This window comes from Acetobacter musti (assembly GCF_011516835.1).
In the GTDB taxonomy this organism is placed as follows: Bacteria; Pseudomonadota; Alphaproteobacteria; order Acetobacterales; family Acetobacteraceae; genus Acetobacter; species Acetobacter musti.
The window spans coordinates 122,681-141,422 of the sequence record NZ_WOTB01000012.1; the positions used below are offsets into that span (position 1 = coordinate 122,681).

At 57.2% G+C, this 18,742-nt stretch carries 16 protein-coding genes; 4 read left to right on the plus strand and 12 right to left on the minus strand.

What is annotated here, in order from left to right; translation table 11 throughout:
* Nucleotides 1-114: 114 nt before the first annotated feature.
* Together GOB93_RS10725 and GOB93_RS10730 are read right to left on the minus strand one after the other, a co-directional pair.
* On the minus strand, nucleotides 115-846 hold the full coding sequence (locus tag GOB93_RS10725; RefSeq protein WP_173583491.1) for an NADPH-dependent F420 reductase: 732 nt from the start codon (nucleotides 844-846) through the stop codon (nucleotides 115-117).
* Nucleotides 847-1,476: a cupin domain-containing protein gene (locus GOB93_RS10730; protein WP_338422352.1), complete on the minus strand. Its 630-nt coding sequence runs from the start codon at nucleotides 1,474-1,476 to the stop codon at nucleotides 847-849.
* A gap of 1,048 nt (nucleotides 1,477-2,524) precedes the next feature.
* Here GOB93_RS10730 and GOB93_RS10735 point away from each other — a divergent pair.
* On the plus strand, nucleotides 2,525-3,361 hold the full coding sequence (locus GOB93_RS10735; RefSeq protein WP_173583492.1) for an aldo/keto reductase: 837 nt from the start codon (nucleotides 2,525-2,527) through the stop codon (nucleotides 3,359-3,361).
* A 210-nt stretch (nucleotides 3,362-3,571) separates the two neighbouring features.
* Here the strand turns inward: GOB93_RS10735 and GOB93_RS10740 are convergent, their stop codons facing one another.
* The 5 genes from GOB93_RS10740 to GOB93_RS10760 are packed head-to-tail and all read right to left on the minus strand — an operon-like array spanning nucleotide 3,572 to nucleotide 8,544.
* Nucleotides 3,572-4,339: a nucleotidyltransferase family protein gene (locus tag GOB93_RS10740; protein WP_338422353.1), complete on the minus strand. Its 768-nt coding sequence runs from the start codon at nucleotides 4,337-4,339 to the stop codon at nucleotides 3,572-3,574.
* The gene (locus tag GOB93_RS10745; RefSeq protein WP_173583494.1) at nucleotides 4,336-5,139 is read right to left on the minus strand and encodes a sterol desaturase family protein; all 804 of its coding nucleotides are present in this window, start codon (nucleotides 5,137-5,139) and stop codon (nucleotides 4,336-4,338) included. The genes GOB93_RS10740 and GOB93_RS10745 overlap by 4 nt, the downstream gene beginning before the upstream one ends.
* Nucleotides 5,136-6,296, minus strand: coding sequence for an LptF/LptG family permease (locus tag GOB93_RS10750; RefSeq protein WP_173583495.1), 1,161 nt, complete (start codon nucleotides 6,294-6,296; stop codon nucleotides 5,136-5,138). Before GOB93_RS10750 ends, GOB93_RS10745 begins: the two co-directional genes overlap by 4 nt.
* Entirely contained in the window at nucleotides 6,293-7,612 is a 1,320-nt protein-coding gene (locus tag GOB93_RS10755; RefSeq protein WP_338422354.1) for an LptF/LptG family permease, read from the minus strand. Before GOB93_RS10755 ends, GOB93_RS10750 begins: the two co-directional genes overlap by 4 nt.
* A complete protein-coding gene (locus GOB93_RS10760) occupies nucleotides 7,609-8,544 on the minus strand; it encodes a metallophosphoesterase family protein (protein WP_173583496.1) in 936 nt (311 codons plus the stop codon). Before GOB93_RS10760 ends, GOB93_RS10755 begins: the two co-directional genes overlap by 4 nt.
* 474 nt (nucleotides 8,545-9,018) lie before the next feature.
* Here GOB93_RS10760 and GOB93_RS10765 point away from each other — a divergent pair, with 474 nt between their 5' ends.
* From GOB93_RS10765 to GOB93_RS10775, 3 genes are all read left to right on the plus strand, one after another.
* Complete coding sequence (locus GOB93_RS10765) at nucleotides 9,019-9,993, plus strand: diacylglycerol kinase family protein (protein WP_173583497.1); 975 nt, start codon at nucleotides 9,019-9,021, stop codon at nucleotides 9,991-9,993.
* A 23-nt stretch (nucleotides 9,994-10,016) separates the two neighbouring features.
* Complete coding sequence (locus GOB93_RS10770; RefSeq protein WP_173583498.1) at nucleotides 10,017-11,018, plus strand: hypothetical protein; 1,002 nt, start codon at nucleotides 10,017-10,019, stop codon at nucleotides 11,016-11,018.
* A gap of 103 nt (nucleotides 11,019-11,121) precedes the next feature.
* Nucleotides 11,122-12,375: an NAD(P)/FAD-dependent oxidoreductase gene (locus tag GOB93_RS10775; RefSeq protein ID WP_173583499.1), complete on the plus strand. Its 1,254-nt coding sequence runs from the start codon at nucleotides 11,122-11,124 to the stop codon at nucleotides 12,373-12,375.
* A 151-nt stretch (nucleotides 12,376-12,526) separates the two neighbouring features.
* On the opposite strand, the gene spt is transcribed toward GOB93_RS10775, so the two are convergent.
* From spt to GOB93_RS10800, 5 genes are all read right to left on the minus strand, one after another.
* Nucleotides 12,527-13,732, minus strand: coding sequence for a serine palmitoyltransferase (gene spt, locus GOB93_RS10780; protein WP_173583500.1), 1,206 nt, complete (start codon nucleotides 13,730-13,732; stop codon nucleotides 12,527-12,529).
* Nucleotides 13,733-13,738: 6 nt separating this feature from the next.
* Nucleotides 13,739-13,990: an acyl carrier protein gene (locus GOB93_RS10785; RefSeq protein ID WP_173583501.1), complete on the minus strand. Its 252-nt coding sequence runs from the start codon at nucleotides 13,988-13,990 to the stop codon at nucleotides 13,739-13,741.
* Between the two features lie 162 nt (nucleotides 13,991-14,152).
* Nucleotides 14,153-15,943, minus strand: a complete 1,791-nt coding sequence (locus GOB93_RS10790) for a fatty acyl-AMP ligase (RefSeq protein ID WP_173583502.1) — start codon at nucleotides 15,941-15,943, stop codon at nucleotides 14,153-14,155.
* The gene (locus GOB93_RS10795) at nucleotides 15,944-17,074 is read right to left on the minus strand and encodes a sensor domain-containing protein (RefSeq protein ID WP_173583503.1); all 1,131 of its coding nucleotides are present in this window, start codon (nucleotides 17,072-17,074) and stop codon (nucleotides 15,944-15,946) included.
* 14 nt (nucleotides 17,075-17,088) lie between these two features.
* Nucleotides 17,089-18,501: a lipopolysaccharide biosynthesis protein gene (locus GOB93_RS10800; RefSeq protein WP_173583504.1), complete on the minus strand. Its 1,413-nt coding sequence runs from the start codon at nucleotides 18,499-18,501 to the stop codon at nucleotides 17,089-17,091.
* Nucleotides 18,502-18,742: the final 241 nt, after the last annotated feature.

Here is an 18,742-nt window from a genome sequence, read left to right on the forward strand (position 1 = left end):
GCTCTGCCCTGTACCCGGAAGGGATCGCAGATCCCTTTACCCTTCTGAGATTAACAGGCCGGGATCAGATAGCCTTGTGAGGCCAGGGACAATCCATTCCGCACGGACTTCCGGTTAAGCCGGCTTCAGCCCAAGCTGTGCCCGCAAAGCGGGAGCCGTCGTCACGGCCTCAAATCCCGGATTACCTGGCTGAAACAACTTCGCCGAAGACAGGCCACCTGTAACAACCGGCTCGAACCCTGCTTCCCGCGTCAGCCCGGAAACGGTCGCCAGCGCGGCCTGATCGTCTCCGGCCAGCGGAATCGCAATGCGCGGCGTCTCATTCGCCTCGGCCCGCAGCGCCGTCATGGCGATAGAATTGAAGCCCCGCACAAGACGCGCCTGTGGGAAATAACGCGCCGTTACCACTCCGGCTCCGTCACGGGCCGCTTCCGCGGCAATCGCGCCATCCCGCCATGAATAAGGGTTGGTTGCATCGAGCAGAATCTTACCACTGACGCTGCCGCCCAGGTCCCTGGCAACAGCGGGCAGGGCGCCATAGGGAACAGCCAGCACAACAATATCCGCAAATGCGGCGGCCTCCTGCGGGGTCCCGGCACGGGCGCCGCCGCCCAGATTGTCCGCGACGCTCTGTGCTTCCGAAAGAGTGCGGGCCGATAACATGACAGGATGCCGCCCTCCACGGAGCCAGAAACCCGCCAGAGTGCTGCCAACCTGCCCCGCTCCGATAAAGCCGAGTTTCAGAGGACCGATGACCTCGTTTCCGGCAGAGCAGGCCGGACGCGGCAGAAGCGGAAGCGTGACGAACAGGGAAGTGAAGGCGAGGATCTGCCGGCGAGAGGGCATTCAGCTGTATCTCCAGAGAGCGGTCAGGGGACCGTCCGGTCCTGAGACCGGGTCACTTTCAGGAAAGGGCAGGCGGTCCATGAGGGCAAGGGCATCAGCGGAAAGGGCTTCACGTTGCAGATCGAAGTCCTGATCGGGCGGATAGGCTCCGACGACAAGGAAATCTTCCGTCGAGCCTTCGTTTTTATGACCGGTTCCGGCAGGCAGAACAATGAGATCCCCCGCTTCGGCTTTCACCTCTTTTCCTCCCGGCCCGCCAATCGTGAGAATGGCCTGACCTTTTGCGATGCCAAGCACCTCATGAGCGGTGCTGTGGAAATGGTGGAAAGCATAGACACCCCAGCGCCAGCGCGGAGTCCAGCCATTCTGTGTCAGCCGTTCCTCAAAGGCAGCAGCCGGATCAAGGACATCAGGACCGATGACTCCCTTGTAATGGAGCACCGGAAGATGCGGGTTGTTCGGCACCCAGTCATGAGGCTGGAGCCGAAATGCGTTCGGAGTAATGTGGGCATGCGCTATGGAAGCCATGGTTTTTCTCCCGGTGAGAGACAACCCGAGCGTCGCAAGCAACGCCAGGAACGTGCGGCGCTCAGTCTGCGGCGTATTGGCCGGACATCGTGATGGCATCATGCACATCCTTCTGTGTGGTGGTTTCCCCGTGTGCCGGGGTCAGTCTGGAATTGCAGTGTCTGAGAATGTACACCTCGTGCGGGGCGATGGTTCGCTGTTCACGGGGTATTGTTCGCCCTCGGCAGCAGACCTAGCTTTGTCCCGGTAACTGACCGGTCAGCGCAATATCAGAAGATATGGAGACTGATCGTACGAAACAATTTCATAAAATAAACCCGGGGACGAATATTTATGGTCTCCGTCAGTCATCGTCCTGAAAATTTTCCGGACTGATCAGAATTCAGAACGCTCTGTACAGCCGACAGGAATACAGCCTCGAAGCCGGCAGTTTCTGTGTCTCGCCAGCAGTGAAACATCAGAGTTGTGAAGGCGCTCTTCACTCGTAAATGCCGATAGCAGGATTCCGGTATCATGGCAGAATTTATATAATTATTTCATCAAAACGAATTTCCATAACAGGAAACTCATTCACATGAGTGCAGTCCGGTCTGTTTCCGATTCTGCCTTATCTGACCAGGGTGTAGTCCACGACATGATTTTTCGTGAACGATCAGGATTTGTTACGGTCCCTGACTCCCGATCTTATGGCTTTGACCTCGCAATATCTTTCATACCGCTGCTCGATATGACATCGCTTTTTATGATTGCAGGGACTTTTCATAAAATATGCATGACATCCCGGAATAAACTCTGATTTCATCAGGGCATATCTCTGCTTCCACTGCGCTGCGCCTGCGTTTTCAAGTGAGTGGCAGTGCCGGATATCCGTAGACCGGAATATTTCCGGCATGAATGCAGGAAGGAATCTCGTGCCAATCATCATGCCGGCGCATAGGGAAATTCCATATATGATCGATTTTTCGCATCCGATATACTTCGTCTGCTTTGCGGGCCGACACGGATATTGTGGATCGTTTCAGTAATCACGAATCCTGTCGCTCCCGCATGGAACAGGAACCCGACAGTTTTTAAGGACGTTCTGGTTGCTATGCAGCCTGGCCGGTATCCGTGTTATCCGGAAAGGGCGCTGTACGAGGAGATGAAGATAATGACGATTCCCGAAATCACACTCAGTGACGGAATGACTATTCCGGCGATAACTTTCGGTACGTACAAGCTGAACGGCGCTGCGGGCGTGGCGAGTATGAAGAGCGCACTCGAGACAGGTTATGATGCACTCGACAGTGCCTTTAATTATGAGAATGAAGGGGCAGTCGGACGTGCCATCCGGGAAAGTGGTCGTCCGCGAGAGGGGATGCGGATCGCTTCCAAGCTGCCAGGACGGCATCATGCTTATAATGAAGCCATCGCGACCATTGAGGAATCTCTTTATCGGGCGCAGCTGGATTATTACGACCTGTATTATATTCACTGGCCAAATCCGAAAGAGAACCTGTACGTTGAGGCGTGGACGGCACTGATCGAAGCGCAGAAACGCGGTTATGTCCGGTCGATCGCAGTATGCAATTTTCTGCCCGGGCACCTTGAGCGTCTGAAGAGCGAAACCGGTATTCTGCCGAGTATCAACCAGATCGAACTGCATCCGTATTTTCCACAGAACGAGATGCGGAAGTGGAACAAAGATCATGACATCGTGACACAGTCATGGAGTCCGCTGGGGCGAGCCAATGATCTGCTGACAAATCCGGTTCTGGAGAAGATTTCGAAGCGGATCGGGAAATCTGTCGGCCAGGTTATTTTGCGGTGGCATCATCAGCTCGGATGTGTGCCGATTCCTAAATCATCTTCCCGGGAAAGGCAGATCGAAAATATATCGATTTTCGACTTTTCCCTGACAGATGATGACATGGCAGCTATTGCAACGCTGGCACGACCGAACGGACGTACCAAGAACCAGGATCCGGCAGTCTATGAGGAATTTTGACGACGCTCTGTGCAGGTGTTCCGGAATCTGCATGGAACAGAGATGTCAGAAGGTGGCCTGCTTTTAATAATTGTAGTCAGGGGCCTGTGGCCCCTGCTGCATCCGGCGAGACAGGGAAGACCAGTACCAGGGCGACAATGGAGACATGGTCTGAAGCGTGTTCCGGGACAAAGATATCACAGCAGCTTCTCTGACCTGATAATGCTCTGGTCAGGCAGACTGATCCATCATACTGCGGACCAGTTCGAGATCTGCGGGCTTGTCGACATCTACGGAAGCGCGGCCGTCCGGCATGAAGACGAATCGGGCTTTAGCGCCCGTCAGACTGGTGATGCGCGCGAGCAGAGTCTTCGTATCCAGCCGCCTCATCAGAAAGCGGAGAAGAATGACCGGACCCAGAAGCCAGCCCATACGAAGTGGTTTTTTGCGTTCCCGTTCGAGACGTTGCCAGAGCACAGCGACTCTGGCGGCTGCTGGCGTCCGGAACAGGAAGAGATTACAGCCGGAGAAGGCAATGTCCGAGAGACGGATAAAGGTCCGGGTTGTGTCGGGAATGTCGCGCTGGACGACAGCTTCTGTGGCGACGCCGACTGCGATGTCCGCGTTCCCCGCACCGGAGAGAAATGCCTCTGTCCAGGCTGGTTGCAGAAGCGGGTTATCGGCTGTCGTGACCAGAAGGGGCGTTCCATAGCGCTGAATGGCAGCGAGGACACTGGCGCTGGGGCCGGCGGCGGCGGCGAGTGTTTCCACCTTCGGAGGCAGGATACCGTTCAGGGCTTCAGGAGTTTCGATGCAGACAACAATGCGGCCAACGCCGGGAGTGGCACGCAGGCTGTCGATAACATGCCTGATCATTGGTTTGCCGGCGATCGGGAGCAGAGCTTTATACGGGAGACCTGCCGCAACCGCCATAGGATCGGAAGCGCCCGCACGGGAGCCGGCGAGGATAAGAGCCGTCGTGAGAGCCTGCCTGCTCACGCGGCGTGCCTGTTGCCCTGCGCAGCGGAATCGCTTCCGGGTCGTGCACCGTCCGGACGATCTTTGGGAGCGTGGCCGGTGAGGCGCATGACCCATGGGTAGCGCTGAGCCTGCTCAAGATCGTAACCAAGATTAAAAACGGTCGGGCTGCGCTCGCGGCTACGCGCATCAACATAATATGTGCCCAGAGCGCGATCCACCACATAGCTGGTGATGCCGTAATTACCATCCTCATCATGGAAATGATGCAGGACGTGGCGGGCTTTCATACGCTGAATCCAGGCAGCACGAGGCTTATAATTCAGATGCTGGATACAGTGAAAAAATTCGTAGATGCATGTGATGATCACGCCGGCACAGAATGCTGTCGCGGCAGATCCCGGTCCACCGATCAGCCAGCCGACCGGAATGGTCACGGCACCAATGGTCGGCAACGTGGTCGCAGGTCCTCCGAACAGCACGTCGAGAAGATGCGGATCCTGATGATGATCAAAATGGATGCGCTTCCACAGTGCAGCGGTAAAGCGCCACTTATAGAGCAGATGACCATGCAGAACGTAGCGATGCAGCAGATACCAGACCACCGGGTAGATCAGTATCACAGCAAGAGCAGCAATAGCTGTCTGAAACCACCCCGCGAAGAAATGGACAGCCAGTCCGAAGCTGACAGCAATGAGAGCGAAATACAGCAGGATCGTCGGATAGGTGAGATAGGCGATCCAGAGCTGACGCAGATTCATCTTGCCAAGATCGAAGCTCCGCCCGGATCGGATGGTCGGGTTGCGCAGAGTGCCGCTCATTTATCCTCGTTCCTTAAAAGCGCAGTACCGGCAGCCAGAGTAAATATGATCAGCCCCGGAACGGTCGCAACCGGTGCCGGCAGGAGTCCTGCATTGCCCATCGCGCGAAACATGCCCTGCACGATGATAAAGAGCAAACCGGTGCCAAGACACCACACGGGCAGCCAGCTTCTGAGTCCCGTGCGGGGAGGGATATAGATCACCGGCATGGCGAGCAACAGCATGACAACGAGGGAAAGGGGACGAAGAAAGCGTTCAAATAATGAGGCACGCAGGTAACCTGGCGTGAGATTGGTGGCGATCCGTCCATGAAGAGCATCAAGAATCATGCCTGAAGACAGGGGAGACGAGTCAAGTGAAAGGCGGAGCATGTCTGCGGGGCCGAACGGATTGATCCAGCGGGCTTCGGGTGCCGTATCGTCTTCAGCGGTGGCGTTCAGGTCGGCGAATGAGACTGCGGTGCAACGGATATCGTGCAGGGTCCAGCCTTTCGTGCTGTTGTGGTCCGCATGATCGGCATGCAGGGTGCGCAGAAGACGACCCGAACTGTCCCGATCGTAAAGATCGATCTCCCAGGCCTCGTGTCCTGCATGAGTGACGTAGCCGACATGGGCGAGTTCGCTCGCCGTGGACTGGTTGGTGACGGGCATGCCACATGTGCTAGCCTGCCCGCGCGGGACGTGAAACCAGAAAGCATGCCCTTCTTCCGGGTGCGGATCGGTCCGGTTCCACCAGGACGCCAGAGCCAGTTCGGTCCGCGGAGTAATCTGATCCTCGAGGACGATACCGAGAAGGCCAATCGCGAGGGTGGCCGGCACGATAAGGCGCAGGAAACCGACGGGCGACAGACCGGAAGCACGCAGGATGGCGACTTCGCTGCTGATCGTCATCTGCGTGAGCATAAGCAACGCACCGATCAGCACGCTGAGCGGCAAAGCCGTCTGCATCATGGCAGGCAGATGAAGGATCATATAGGTCAGAACACCGGTAATCCCGAGATGGCGTCTCAGAATCGGTGTCATCTGATCCAGCAGAGCGAGAAGCTCCATGAGCGCGATCAGAATGCCGCAGCATATGGCAGTACGTGAGAACAGCGAAACCGAGAGGTAGCGCAGCAGAATATGCCTGGGGCCGTGCAGGACGGGCTGCTTTGTCATGCCGGTGTATTGTCCGGAATGCCGGCCCCCCGGGCGCCGGCAGCAGGGCTGATGTGACGAACGGGCAGAATTCTGGCGCGATATAGTAGAAGAAGCGTGCAGCCGGTACAGAACACGACAGTGGGCGGCCAGATCACGGTCAGGGCGGAGGCGCGGCCATTGGCGACGAGGCTTTCTCCGAGTTGAAGCAGGTGATCGTAAGTCAGCAGAATGGTAACGGCCAGGGCGAGGCCTGCGCTGCCTCGTTTTCGCTTTCCGATCACGGCGAGAGCGGTCGCAAGAACGGGGATGAAAGGGATGGACAGACTGCGCGCCAGGCGGAAGTTCAGCTCCGCGCGCATCGAAGGAATCGGGATCACGGTTTCCTGAGATTGCGCTGATGTTGCCTGTGACGGGTATTGCGGGGCCGCGCTTGCTGCCGGGAGCTTGGTGTCTAGATGTCGTCCGTGTTTTCGGGCGTGAATCTGCCTGGCCAGCTCAGACGAGGTCAGTTCACGTTCATCATCACCGCGTTCGCGGAAGGCTGAGGCCCGGGCATGGCTGAGCAGACGCGTTGCGTGATCAAAGGTGGTGACGGTCGGGTCCATTTCGGGCCGGATGGTCAGAATTGCACCATCGGTCAGTTCGATCTGGACCTCGCCTTTCACCGGGCTGGACCGGATGGTGCCGGTGCGGGCCGTGATATCGCGTTCCCGGTCTTCTCCGAAGTCACGGATGAAGACACCGGTCAGATGAGATCCGCCCTGGTCAACGTGATCGGCGGTTAGCATAAGAGACGCCGAGGGGGTGGCGAACATCCCTGACTGCAGCACCGGAGACCATCCGGCGTGACTGGCGAGATAGAAACCCTGCCGGAACTGATAGCGGGCGTGAGGCTGAATGTATCCGTAAAGCAGCATGGAAAGAAGGCCGATGGCGGCGCCGGTAACGGCGAAGGGGCGGCATATCCTGGCAAGGGAAACGCCGCTGCTCATCAGGGCATCGATCTCATCATTTTCGCTCATCCGCCGGATAACGGCGAAAACGGACACGCAGAGAGCGGCGGGGAGGGCCAGGCCCATGTAATGCGGCATCAGATCAGCCAGCAGCCGGATCAGCGTGAAGAAAGGGCTGGCTTCGGAAGCGAGGATATTCAGCAGCACAAGCAGGCGTTCAAGCAGCAGCGCGAGGAGAACGACTGACAGCGCTATGGTGAAAGGCGGAATCGTCTGACTGAGAAGGTAAGTATCCAGTGTCCCTGGTCGTGCCCAGTCGGGCAGCCGCGCGAGGGGCGGTATGTAATGTATTTCACTTTGTGCCGGTCGGGAGGCGTTCACGTGACGTGGACCTTACACGTATTGCCTGGCTGAAATTCGTCTGGGGCGGATATCGCCGGGCGTGTGTATTCGCGGGTCAGGAAGTCATGGAGTGTGCCCTGTGTGTCGAGGCGGCGGGCACGAATGGTGATGTGCCAGATAGCCGGACCGGGGACTCGTCTGATTGTAATATGGTTCCAGCCAGCGGCGGTCTGCAGACATCCGGGACGGTGTGAGGCTGAGGTGACGCCGATGACCGGGATATCGGAGCCCGGCAGGGTGGAAAAGGTGCCTCTGTGGGAGTGACCGTGCAGAATCAGCTCTGCTCCGGCATCACGGACGGTTCGGGCGAAGTGGTCGATGTCGCGCAGCGCCTTGCGCCGGACGACCAGATCGTGGCGGGGCGGGTGATGAATCATGACCACGCGGCACAGGCCCTGCTTTCCGGTCCGGGTCAGGAGTTCAGCAAGTTTTACAGTCTGCACCTCACCCACCTCGCCGGAAGCGAAGAACGGCGGGGTCGGCACGGCGGAACTGACACCGATAAGAGCGATGTCTCCGACATGGGTCAGGGAGGGAGTTTCGGGATCCGCCATTCCGCCATCAGGTGCCCAGAGACCGGGTCCTTCTTCCCAGGGAATACGGGTCAGCGCGTCATGATTACCGGGAATGACGGCACGGAGCATATCGAGCCGGCTCAGCCAGTTCCGGGCGGCACGGAATTCGCGCGGGGTCCCAAGATTGGTAAGGTCACCGGTAATGGCAAGTGCATCGGGTTTATGGGCTTCGATGTCACGAAGAACTGCGCTGAGGGCTTTGCGGGTATGGATATGCCGCCGGCGAAGATGCCACGACAGAAGGCTGAGCGCACGTTTGCCGACAAGAGCGCGGAGGGATGGTTCTGCCCTCGTGGGGATGTGAAGGTCGGAGAGGTGGGCCAGAACGGCTGACAAGACAGTACTTCCTGACCTGCATCGGCAGATTTGTTATGAGAGTCCGTATCCTTTCGGAAGACAGACAAACCACTGATCTGCCCCGATCTCCCTCAAATGACGTGACTGATCAAGTGCGCTGACTTCAATTCTGTTTTCAGAGTACAGCAGAGACACCATGTTCCCCATTTCAGATCATTGGGAATAAAATCGCATGCCGCGGATGCGTTATCGTGAGACGGCGTCAGTGAATGGTATTCCGACCTGTAACGTCTCCTGCAACACGGGTTTCCGCAGGGCATGATCGCACAGACCTAGTACTGGCACAGTGCTTCTTCAGGTAATTTTCGGGAGATGACTGCGGAGGGAATGTGACAACACGTTCCGGTATGTCTATATGACGCGCGCCTCCTGAGGCGAGTCGTCCGGGCATTGATGCACGGCGATCCTGTCTGAGCCGTCGGTGACGGCTGCCCATGAACTGCGGATTGTCGAGTGCCTGCACGCCTTGCTCTGATTCATAATCCGCGTAGCCGTCGCAATCTGCATGATCCGGATGGTTTTGCAGCGCAGGCAAAAGCGCGTCTGGGCGCTTTTTTTATTTCCCCAAGTAATCGTCATGAACTGGCGGACGATATCAGGCAACTCGCTGAGCAGGACGTGCGGTTCATTGCCGTGAATGGCGGCGACGGAACAGTAAGCGATGTTCTGAGTGCGGTCCTGGCAAGTTATCCTGCTGACCGGTTGCCGGCTCTGGCTGTCCTGCCTTCAGGCAACACGAATCTGATTGCCAGCGATGTGGGTTGTCAGCTGCGAGGGCTGCAGGCGCTGACACAGTTGCAGGAGCGTGCGGCTACGGGGACGTTGATGGAAGGTGCGAGCTGGCGGCAGCCCGTTATCGTATCCTGGTCCGACCCTGGCCGGCTCCCGGTTGCGGGCATGTTCTGCGGACTGGCAGCGTTTACACGAGGAATTGAGCTTGCGCACAACCCGGCGATTCTGGACCGGTATTCTCACGACATGGCTGTCTTTGTGACAGTGTTATGGGCGATCCGGCAGCTTCTCCAGCGCGAAACGCGGCGTAAATGGCTTAATGGTACGCCGATGATCCTCAGCGTTGATCATGCCACACCCGATGCGCGGCCTCGTTTTCTGTTTCTCTGCACAGGCCTGCATCGCCTGTCGCGCGGAGTGTGGCCATTCTGGCAGGATCACGAGCCCCAGGGCGGAATATCTTACCTTGATATTCTTGCTAACCCACCGGGACTGTTACGGAATCTGTTCTGCGTACTGCGGGGCCGCATCCCGGACCGTCTGCGTCAGTCTGCGGCTTACCGGAGTGGTATGGCCGGGGATATTCTGATTGAGACGAGAGATCATCTGGTAATAGACGGCGAGGAACTCGATCCCGGACCGGACGGGCGTATCCGGCTGGTGCAGGGACCGCGTATCGCCTTCATCCGGTCCTGATGCGCGGGAGGCCAGCAGACACGATGAGCGTGCCGGATCAGGATAAAGCGGCGCTTCGGGCTGCCGGAGTTGTGGCGCAGACGATTGTGGATGAACTGACAACGCCCGTTCCGCAGGCCATTACATTTTTTGTCGAAACGATGGTCGGCGGGGCTAGGCCTCTTGGCGTGCTGTTCTATGGCTCGCTGGTGCGGACCATTGCCAGCGGGGCGGTAGCGGCAGATCCATTGCTGCTTGCTGAGGGTGTTCTCGATTTCTACGTGATCGTGGAGCGGCAGGCTGACTGGCCGCGCGGATGGCTGGCGCGTATGGCGAACACGATCCTGCCGCCGAATGTCGAATATCATGAACAGAAAGTGGCTGGCCAGATTCTACGGGCGAAGGTTGCGATCCTGAGTCTCGCCCAGTTTCGGCGCATGACGAGGCCGGGCAGTCGGGATACTTCGGTATGGTCCCGTTTTTCGCAGCCTGTGCGTCTTGTCTGGGTCCGTGACCCGGATGCCGCCGATGCGATTTTGCGTTGCATGATGCGCGCTGTTGGGACGGCAACGCTGTGGGCTGCCGGACTGGGGCCTGAGCATGGAACGTTCGACGTTTACTGGGACGTGTTGTACCGGAAAACATATGCCGCTGAGCTTCGGGTGGAAGCGAAGGATCGTTCACGGCAACTGGTCGAAGGATGGGAGTCACGTTTTCGGCGGATATTATCGGCGTCGTGGGTTGCCGGTGGCCTCCGCAACGCGGCTCAGGACGGTGAGACACTGATACCGGGCTTAACAGAGATGCAGCGAAAGGCCTCTCAGATCCGATGGAAGAAACAGACGCGATTCGGACGGCTGCTGAATGTGGCGCGTCTGATGAAGGCAGCCTTCACCTTTACGGGTGGAGCGCGTTACCTCGCATGGAAAATTGAACGGCATAGCGGAATCTCTGTCTCGCTGACCCCTTTTGCCGAGCGACATCCGCTGCTGTATGCGCCAGTGGTATTGTGGCGGCTGGCCAGGGCAGGGGTGTTTTCGCGCTGAGGGTGTGACAGCGGGCAGTGTCTGGACTGTGCGTGATTTCGTTATAAGAGTGTAATTACTGCCGGTCATGACGACACCGGCTGTTCCGGACTGGAGATTTTTTATGGCGCAATCGGCGCTCGTTCTCGGTGGTGGCATGGTAGGTGTCTGTACGGCATGGCACCTTCGTGAACGCGGTTATGACGTCACCCTGGTTGAGCGTGGGGTTCCCGGGCGGGAGACCTCTTACGGTAATGCCGGTCTTATCCAGCGTGAGGCTGTCGAGCCCTATCCGTTTCCGCATGATGTTTTAAAACTGGCTCAGGTCGCGTTGCAGCGAGGGAATGACGTATCATATCGCCTGCGTGATGTGCTGGCCGTATCGCCACGACTTGCGCAGTACTGGTGGAATTCATTCCCGTCACGGTATCAGATTTCGGTTGCGGGCTATGAAGCGCTGATCCGGCATTGTCTCATCGAACATGACCGGATGATTTTAGCGTCTGGTGCCGGTAATCTCGTTGCTAGGCATGGCTGGAAGCAGATTTTCCGCACAGTAAAGGGATTCGACGAAGGGACGGCAAAGGCCCTGGCGCTGACCCGCAGATTTGGGGTTGAAAGCCGGATTCTTGACTCCATGGAACTTGCACGGGAAGAACCTGCTCTGAAGCGTACGATGACAGGAGCGATATATTGGGAATCTCCTTACAGTGTGAGTGATCCCGGAGGGCTTGTCGGTCGATATGCGGCGTCGTTTACCGCCGGGGGTGGGCGGATTCTGAAGGGAGACGCGCGCTCGCTCAGGACGGACGGGGCTGGCTGGTGCGTGGACACAGTGGATGGCACGGTATCTGGAGAGCAGGCGGTGATCGCGCTCGGTCCGTGGTCCGAGGTGGTGACGCGGATGCTCGGCTATCGACTCCCGCTGTTCGTGAAGCGCGGGTATCACCGGCACTTCGGCTGGAAGGGAACACTGAATACCCCGATGATCGACGCCGAAGCAGGCGTGGCGATGCTGCCAATGGCTCTGGGGCTGAGAGTGACGACCGGAGCCGAATTTGCATTGCGGGATGCGCCGCTCTCCACGAAGCAGATGGATGGCAGCGAATGTCTGGCGCGGGAGATGCTTAATCTCGGGGATCCTGTGGAGGCGACTCCATGGCTTGGGAGCCGTCCGTGTACAGTGGATATGCTGCCGCTGATTGGTCAGGCACCCTCCCATCGGGGATTATGGTTTCATTTCGGGCACGCTCATCAGGGATTCACGCTCGGCCCGACGACAGGACGGCTTTGTGCCGAACTGATGAATGGTGAGGCTCCTTATATTGATCCATCACCGTATCGACCGTCGCGATTTGGCAGGGCCGCGCAGGCGTAAAGGTGAATTCCAGACATATGAAAAAGGGACGCACAGATCGTGTACCCTTTTTTATTGTTTCTGTCAGTGTGAGACCTTGGATCAGTCTGGAACCAGGTAAGCTGATTTACAGGAGTCAGTGACCAATCATCTGCAGGTAGAATTGCGGGATTCAGGTCGGAAGCGCTTCCGTCTTCAGACTGTTCACGGCTTCACTGAAGATTTCAATTGCACGATCAATCTGGTCCGGCGTGTGTGTCGCCATAACGGAGCAGCGCAGAAGCGGATGATGGTCAGGTGTTGCCGGAGGCAGGCTCAGATTGACATAAAGTCCGAGCGTCAGAAGACGGTTCCAGAGTGCGATAGCCTCGGGAATGGTGTCCAGAACGACAGCGACAACCGGACTCACGGTTTTCCCCGTTGTCAGGCCAAGCGTATTCAGGCCGGCGTGGAACCGGGCCGCGTTGTCTATCAGGCGGCTACGGAGCTCCGGATGGGCCTGCATATCTTCCAGCGCTGCGATTGTCGCTGCAACAACCTCCGGTGGCAGGGAGGCGGTGAACATGTAAGGCCGGCAGTGAAGCCTTACGAGGTCCAGCTCCGGATGGTTCGAAACGCAGTAACCGCCGACAGTTCCAAGGCTTTTGGAAAAGGTCCCGACAATAAAATCCACATCTTTTTCAACGCCGGCAGCCTCCGCGACCCCACGACCGGTTGAGCCAAGCACGCCAAAAGAATGGGCTTCATCAACCAGCAGGGTAGCACCGGTCTCGCGTTTGACGGCTGCCATTTCCGCCATGGGCACGACATTGCCGGTCATGGAATAGACACCCTCGACAACGACAAGTTTTGAACCCGGTGTTCCGTCGAGGCGGCGCAGACGTTTGTGTAAATCTTCAGGGTCGTTGTGACGAAAACGGATAACCTGGGCATGGCCAAGCCGGCTCGCATCATAGATGCTGGCGTGACTGTCTGCGTCGAGCAGCAGATAATCCTCTTTTCCGGCCAGGGTCGAAATCATTCCGAGATTAGCCTGATATCCGGTCGAAAAGACCATACAATGCGTCTGGCCGAAGAAATCGGCGATCCGGCGTTCAAGCTGCTGATGAAGGCTCTGGGTACCGTTGGCGATGCGCGACCCCGTCGTTCCAACGCCTCGCGCACGCACTGTTTCGCAGGCAGCCTCAATTGCGCGCGGAGACTGACTCAGGCCAAGATAATTATTTGTCCCGAACAGCAGGGTTTCGCGGCCTTCAATGATTCCGGCCGTCGATGACAGCGGGCGCTCAATGACGACGTCGAAAGGGTTTCGGCCACCGAGCGCTTTGAGTTCTTCCAGGCGATGTTCGATGCCGCGAAACTTGTCGAAGATGGTCATGCCGGGTCAGGTGCCCTTCTTCAGAGAGACAATGCATGAGGCAAGATCGTCGATGGTGCGGATCTCAGCCAGGCGATCGAGAGGAACAGAAACGTCCAGTTCGTCTTCGATTTCCATGACGAAATTCATTACGGCCAGCGAGTCGAAAGCAAGGTCTTCCACGATCTTGCTTGAACCGGTGATGTCACGAGGCACCTTGGGGTTAGCAAGGAGCTTGCTGATAATCAGGGTCGAAACATCCTGAACCGTTTCACTCATCGGGACACCTTACATTGAATTAACAGAACGTTCTGTCTGCAGTGCGAGACGCCGAACGGGCGCGGTTATGACGGAAAAGGCCGGCGGTCGCCAGCGAAATGTCACGATGAAACGGGGACGCATGCCTCCTGCATCGGTCGCGAGGAGTAGTGCAGGCAGCTATCAGGCGGCGTCGGCGGTTTCCGAAAGCGCACTGAATGCGCCCGAAAGCAGCATGGCCTTCGCTTTGGCGCGTGTCAGTTTTCCGGAGGATGTCTGTGGCAGGGAATGTGGAGGCACCAGTACCACCTGAACTTCCACACCGTGCAGGCGCCGGAACAGGCTGGCGACCTGCTGGCTCAGCATGGTGCGGGCTTCGGGTGTGGAAGCACGGCATTGCACGAGAGCGATGATTTTTTCATGCTCATTCTCCTCGACCGAGAATACCGCGACATCGCGACTGCGGAGCGTATCGATCTCTGTTTCAGCGCACCACTCAAGGTCCTGTGGCCAGATATTCCGGCCATTGATGATGATAAGGTCTTTGGCGCGCCCGGTGACAACAATCTGACCATCCACCATATACCCGAGGTCGCCGGTGTTCAGCCAGCCATTGTGGCTGAGGGCTTCGGCACTCTCGACCGGCAGGCGGAAATAGCCGCTCATCAGACTCGGGCCACGGACATAAATAGTACCGATCTGCCGGTCATCAAGCGTGTTGCCGTTCGGACCGCGAACTTCAATTTCGTGACCGGGAAGAACACGACCGCACAGGACGAAGGTACGAAGGGAATGGGACGGATCATTGCTCGGAAGAGCGACACCGTCTGTTTCGAGATGCCGGAGGTCGACTGTATCAGTGCGGATGCCCTGCCCCAGGGGAGCAAAGCTGATCGCAAGCGTGGCTTCCGCCATGCCATAGCTGGCAACGAAAGCACGGGCATCAAAGCCGACAGAGGCAAAGCGTTCCGCGAACTCTTCAAGAATGTGGGGACGAATCATGTCGCCGCCGATACCGGCCACCCGCCAGCAGGAAAGGTCGACCCCGGCAGAGCCGGAACGACGGGCGCAGAGCTCGTAACCAAATGACGGACTGTAAGATATTGTGCCACGGTTGCGCGAAATCAGATCCAGCCAGACATGGGGGCGGCGGGCGAATTCGCGTGTTGGTAGCAGATCAACCGTGAGCTGACATGTCATGGGAGTCAGGAAAAAACCGACAAGTCCCATGTCGTGATAAAGAGGTAGCCATGAGACGCAACGATCACCGGTTTCACGCACCTGCAGACCGTCATGCGCAATGGAATGGGCGTTAGCCATCCCTGACCGCTGTGTGACACAGATACCTTTCGGAAAACGCGTACTGCCTGATGAGAACTGAAGATAAGAGAGGGCGTCCGGCGCTATTTTCGGCAATGGTCGATGTGGTGCCGGATAATCCATGAGTTGCGCCGGAGAGCCACCGAATTTCAGATCAAATCCGGCCGTGATCTCATCAGTCCAGCCGGCGATGAGATCGGGAACGATCACGGCAGATGCGTCAGAGCTTTCGATCATGCCACGAATGGTGGCGAGATAGGCCTCCCGGCCGCCGAATGCGACCGGTAGCGGCATAGGAGTCGCGACAAGTCCGGCATACTGGCAGCCGAAGAAGATGCGCGCGAAATCGCCGTCACTTTCGGCGATGAGGCCCACACGGTCGCCGGGCTTCAGCCCGAGAGCCAGCAGGCGAAGAGCCATTTCCCGGGCCTGCTCCCGCAGGACGGCATAAGGCAGGGCTTCGAGCAGAACACCACGTCCGGAATAGATATTGAAGCCGGCCGTTCCCTGAGCCGCGTAATCAAGCGCTTCGGTGAATGTGGCGAAATCACCGTAACGCCGCTTCTGTCCTGATGGGCTGGGTACAGGGGACAGAGTCGTGTCCTGGAAGCCGGTGGGGGCGGACGCGTTTTCAATACGGGATATGACAGTCATTCAGCTGGCCATTCTCAGGTAATCGACAATTGCATCGGCTCCGACAGGAGCGGTCGGTGTGTCGCCGTTCAGGTCGAACGTGTCGCGTATATAGTCTTTCTGGCGATTTAGAAAATCGGCCTGGGTTTCAAACGCCCGGTCAATGACGTCTCCGATCCCATCCGTGCTCTTTTCGACCTGACCGAGAGTCCAGAATCTGTAGTTCGGATCGTCCTGCCAGGCGACATCGTGGGCGTTAAGAAAAACGCAGGGGCGTGGTTTGACAAGAAATTCGGCGACCTGCGAACTGACATCGCCGAGATAGAGGTCAGAGCCCATCGTATAAGTCATATCGAGGCTTCGTGTGCTGCCAGTATCGATCAGCATGTGTTCGTGATGACCATAGGCCCGTTGAATCTGTTCGATTTCTTTGCGGCGTGTGTCGAACAGCCGGTAATGCGGTGCGAAGACAAGGTTGTAGCGGTCCTGTTTCGAAAAATGATTCAGGACTTCCAGACCGAAGCGTGGCCATGAGGAAAGGCTGCGGCTGAAATGAGGATTGTAGAGTACGGTCGGCCGGTCATTCCGGAACAACTTCGACCGGGTGGGCTGGAGCCGATGCACCATGTCGAACTTGGCATAAACGCCGGTTTTATAATGTCCTGGCCGGATTGATCCATCCGCCAGCAGGCGTTGTTCGAGTTTGCGTCCGGCCATCAGAACATAATCGAACAGCCGAACGTCGCGGGCGAATCCGATTGCGCGGTCTCCGGCGCCATGGCGTGTCCAGACCATACGCGGAGTGCGTACACCGAACTTGCGGAGATAAAGGGATGTCCGTTCGGGAACAACAATACTCTGAAATGTAGAGAAATAATTCTTGTTGTAAAAGAGACTCGCGACTTTCGAAACAACTGTATGTCCATGCCGTTCAACTTGTCGCCGAATCATTTTTGGCAGTGCGAGCAGATCGAAGCTGACCTGTGACTCCGGATAAAACGAAGCCAGGTACTTTGCGTAGTTAAGGTGTTCCTCTGTCGCGCACGCAATATGGACCTCGACATCCGGATGACGTCGGGCAGCTTCCATCGCGATCGGCAATGAGTGGAGCGTCTGGTGGGGCTGGGCGATATAGGGAAAAAGGATACGCATCAGAGAGTTACGCATTATTCCATAGTAAGGCCGGCCGTTGGGAAAGACGCGGTGTCTTTCATCCGCAGGACGAAACCCAGTTGCATCAGAACAAGAAATACGGTCGCAACAAGTATAGCCGGCCCCGCTCCATCCAGACCGTACCAGTCAAGTGTAACAACGAGAAGTGGCAGATATAACAATGCATCCACGCTTCTGGCGACGATCACGGCCCTGAGGCGCCGCATGGTAAACAGCAGCGGCTCAAGAGGCAGTCCCCATATGGCAACGACTTCAGCCGCAAGCAACCACAGGGTTACCGGAAGTGCTTCTGTTCCGTGAGGTCCGATGACCAGTCTCAGGATGGTGCCGCCGAGAAACCAAGCGAGAACGAGAAGTGCGCTGCCGATACCGCCGGCCGCCAGCGCGGCACGGAAAGCGAGGATACGCAAATTCCGGTTGTCCCGGTTGTTTCGGAGCCGGGTCATCTCCGGATAAAGCGTGGATTGTACAAGAGTTGCCGGCTTTGCGATCCCTGCTGCAATCTGGCTTCCGATCCGGTAATAACTGGCAGCGACAGGGCCGAGCATGCCGCCAATGATGAGTGTGCCGATATGGCTGAACGCAAGTGTTAAGGTGGTATTAATGTTTGTGCTGATGGCGAATTGCCAGATGCCTGGAAAGGTTTTTGTAATTCTTTTGTGAAACAGGTCGTTACGCAAAGTGATGTTGTTCGTCAGGATTCCGGACAGCAGATGTGCTCTTGCGAGTTGCTGCAATGCGAACAGGTTGAGAATCGCTGCAGCGATAATGTCGGCGCTTATCCATACAATTGTCATGGCGAGCAGGCTGCAGTGAGTTGCCCACAGGAGAAGGGTTCCGATCAGCCGCACCATCGTGGCCACGATACTCTGAGCCGAAATGAGCTTATACTGATTGAGTAGCCGAAGAATACCGGTTGGCGTAGCGGACGCCATAAATGGAATCGATACACAATAAAGAGGACCAAGTGTGGAAAGGCTGGCGGGCCAGCCGAGCCAGGAACGCCCTAGGCAGGTAAAGGCGATACCGATCCCCATACCGGCGATGCCACTGATGGCGTCCAGCACAAAGCTGAAGCGGATGATTCGGTGAAATCCAGATTTGTCTCCGGCATCCAGTGCATCACTGCCGAAGTTCAGGACGGTCTGCCATGACTGGAAGGTCACGATATCGGCCACTGTGCGGGCGAACGCGTAAAGCATGACAACAAGCCCAAAATCGTAGGTGCCGAGAATGCGGACGGCGAGCGCCGTATGGAGGAGCGCCATCGGAGCGTTGAGAGCTCTTCCGATCATCAGCGTGCTGACGTTTTTTACAATTCGCTTTTGGGGCGTGGCGGTCTGCCGGTGGGATTCCTCCGCTGAAGCCGAGAGGTTTTCCGGAGTGCTGGCGCGGATTCTGAGCATAGACCGGGGTATGTTCGATTCCTTCGCGGGGTGCAACGGTGGCCAGATTCTCTTTTTTAGTCGCGATTTTGGCGGATTTCCGCCGTCTGATCGCAGGATCGGAAATTTTTATGACGTTTTTATCGAACATGGTGTTGACGGTGTGTGTGTAGGGGTCTTATACCCCGCTTCACCGCAGCGGCGGGGCCCTTGAAAAGCTCTTCCGGTTCGGGTAAAGTCTTCAGCCCTTTGGGGTTTAGAG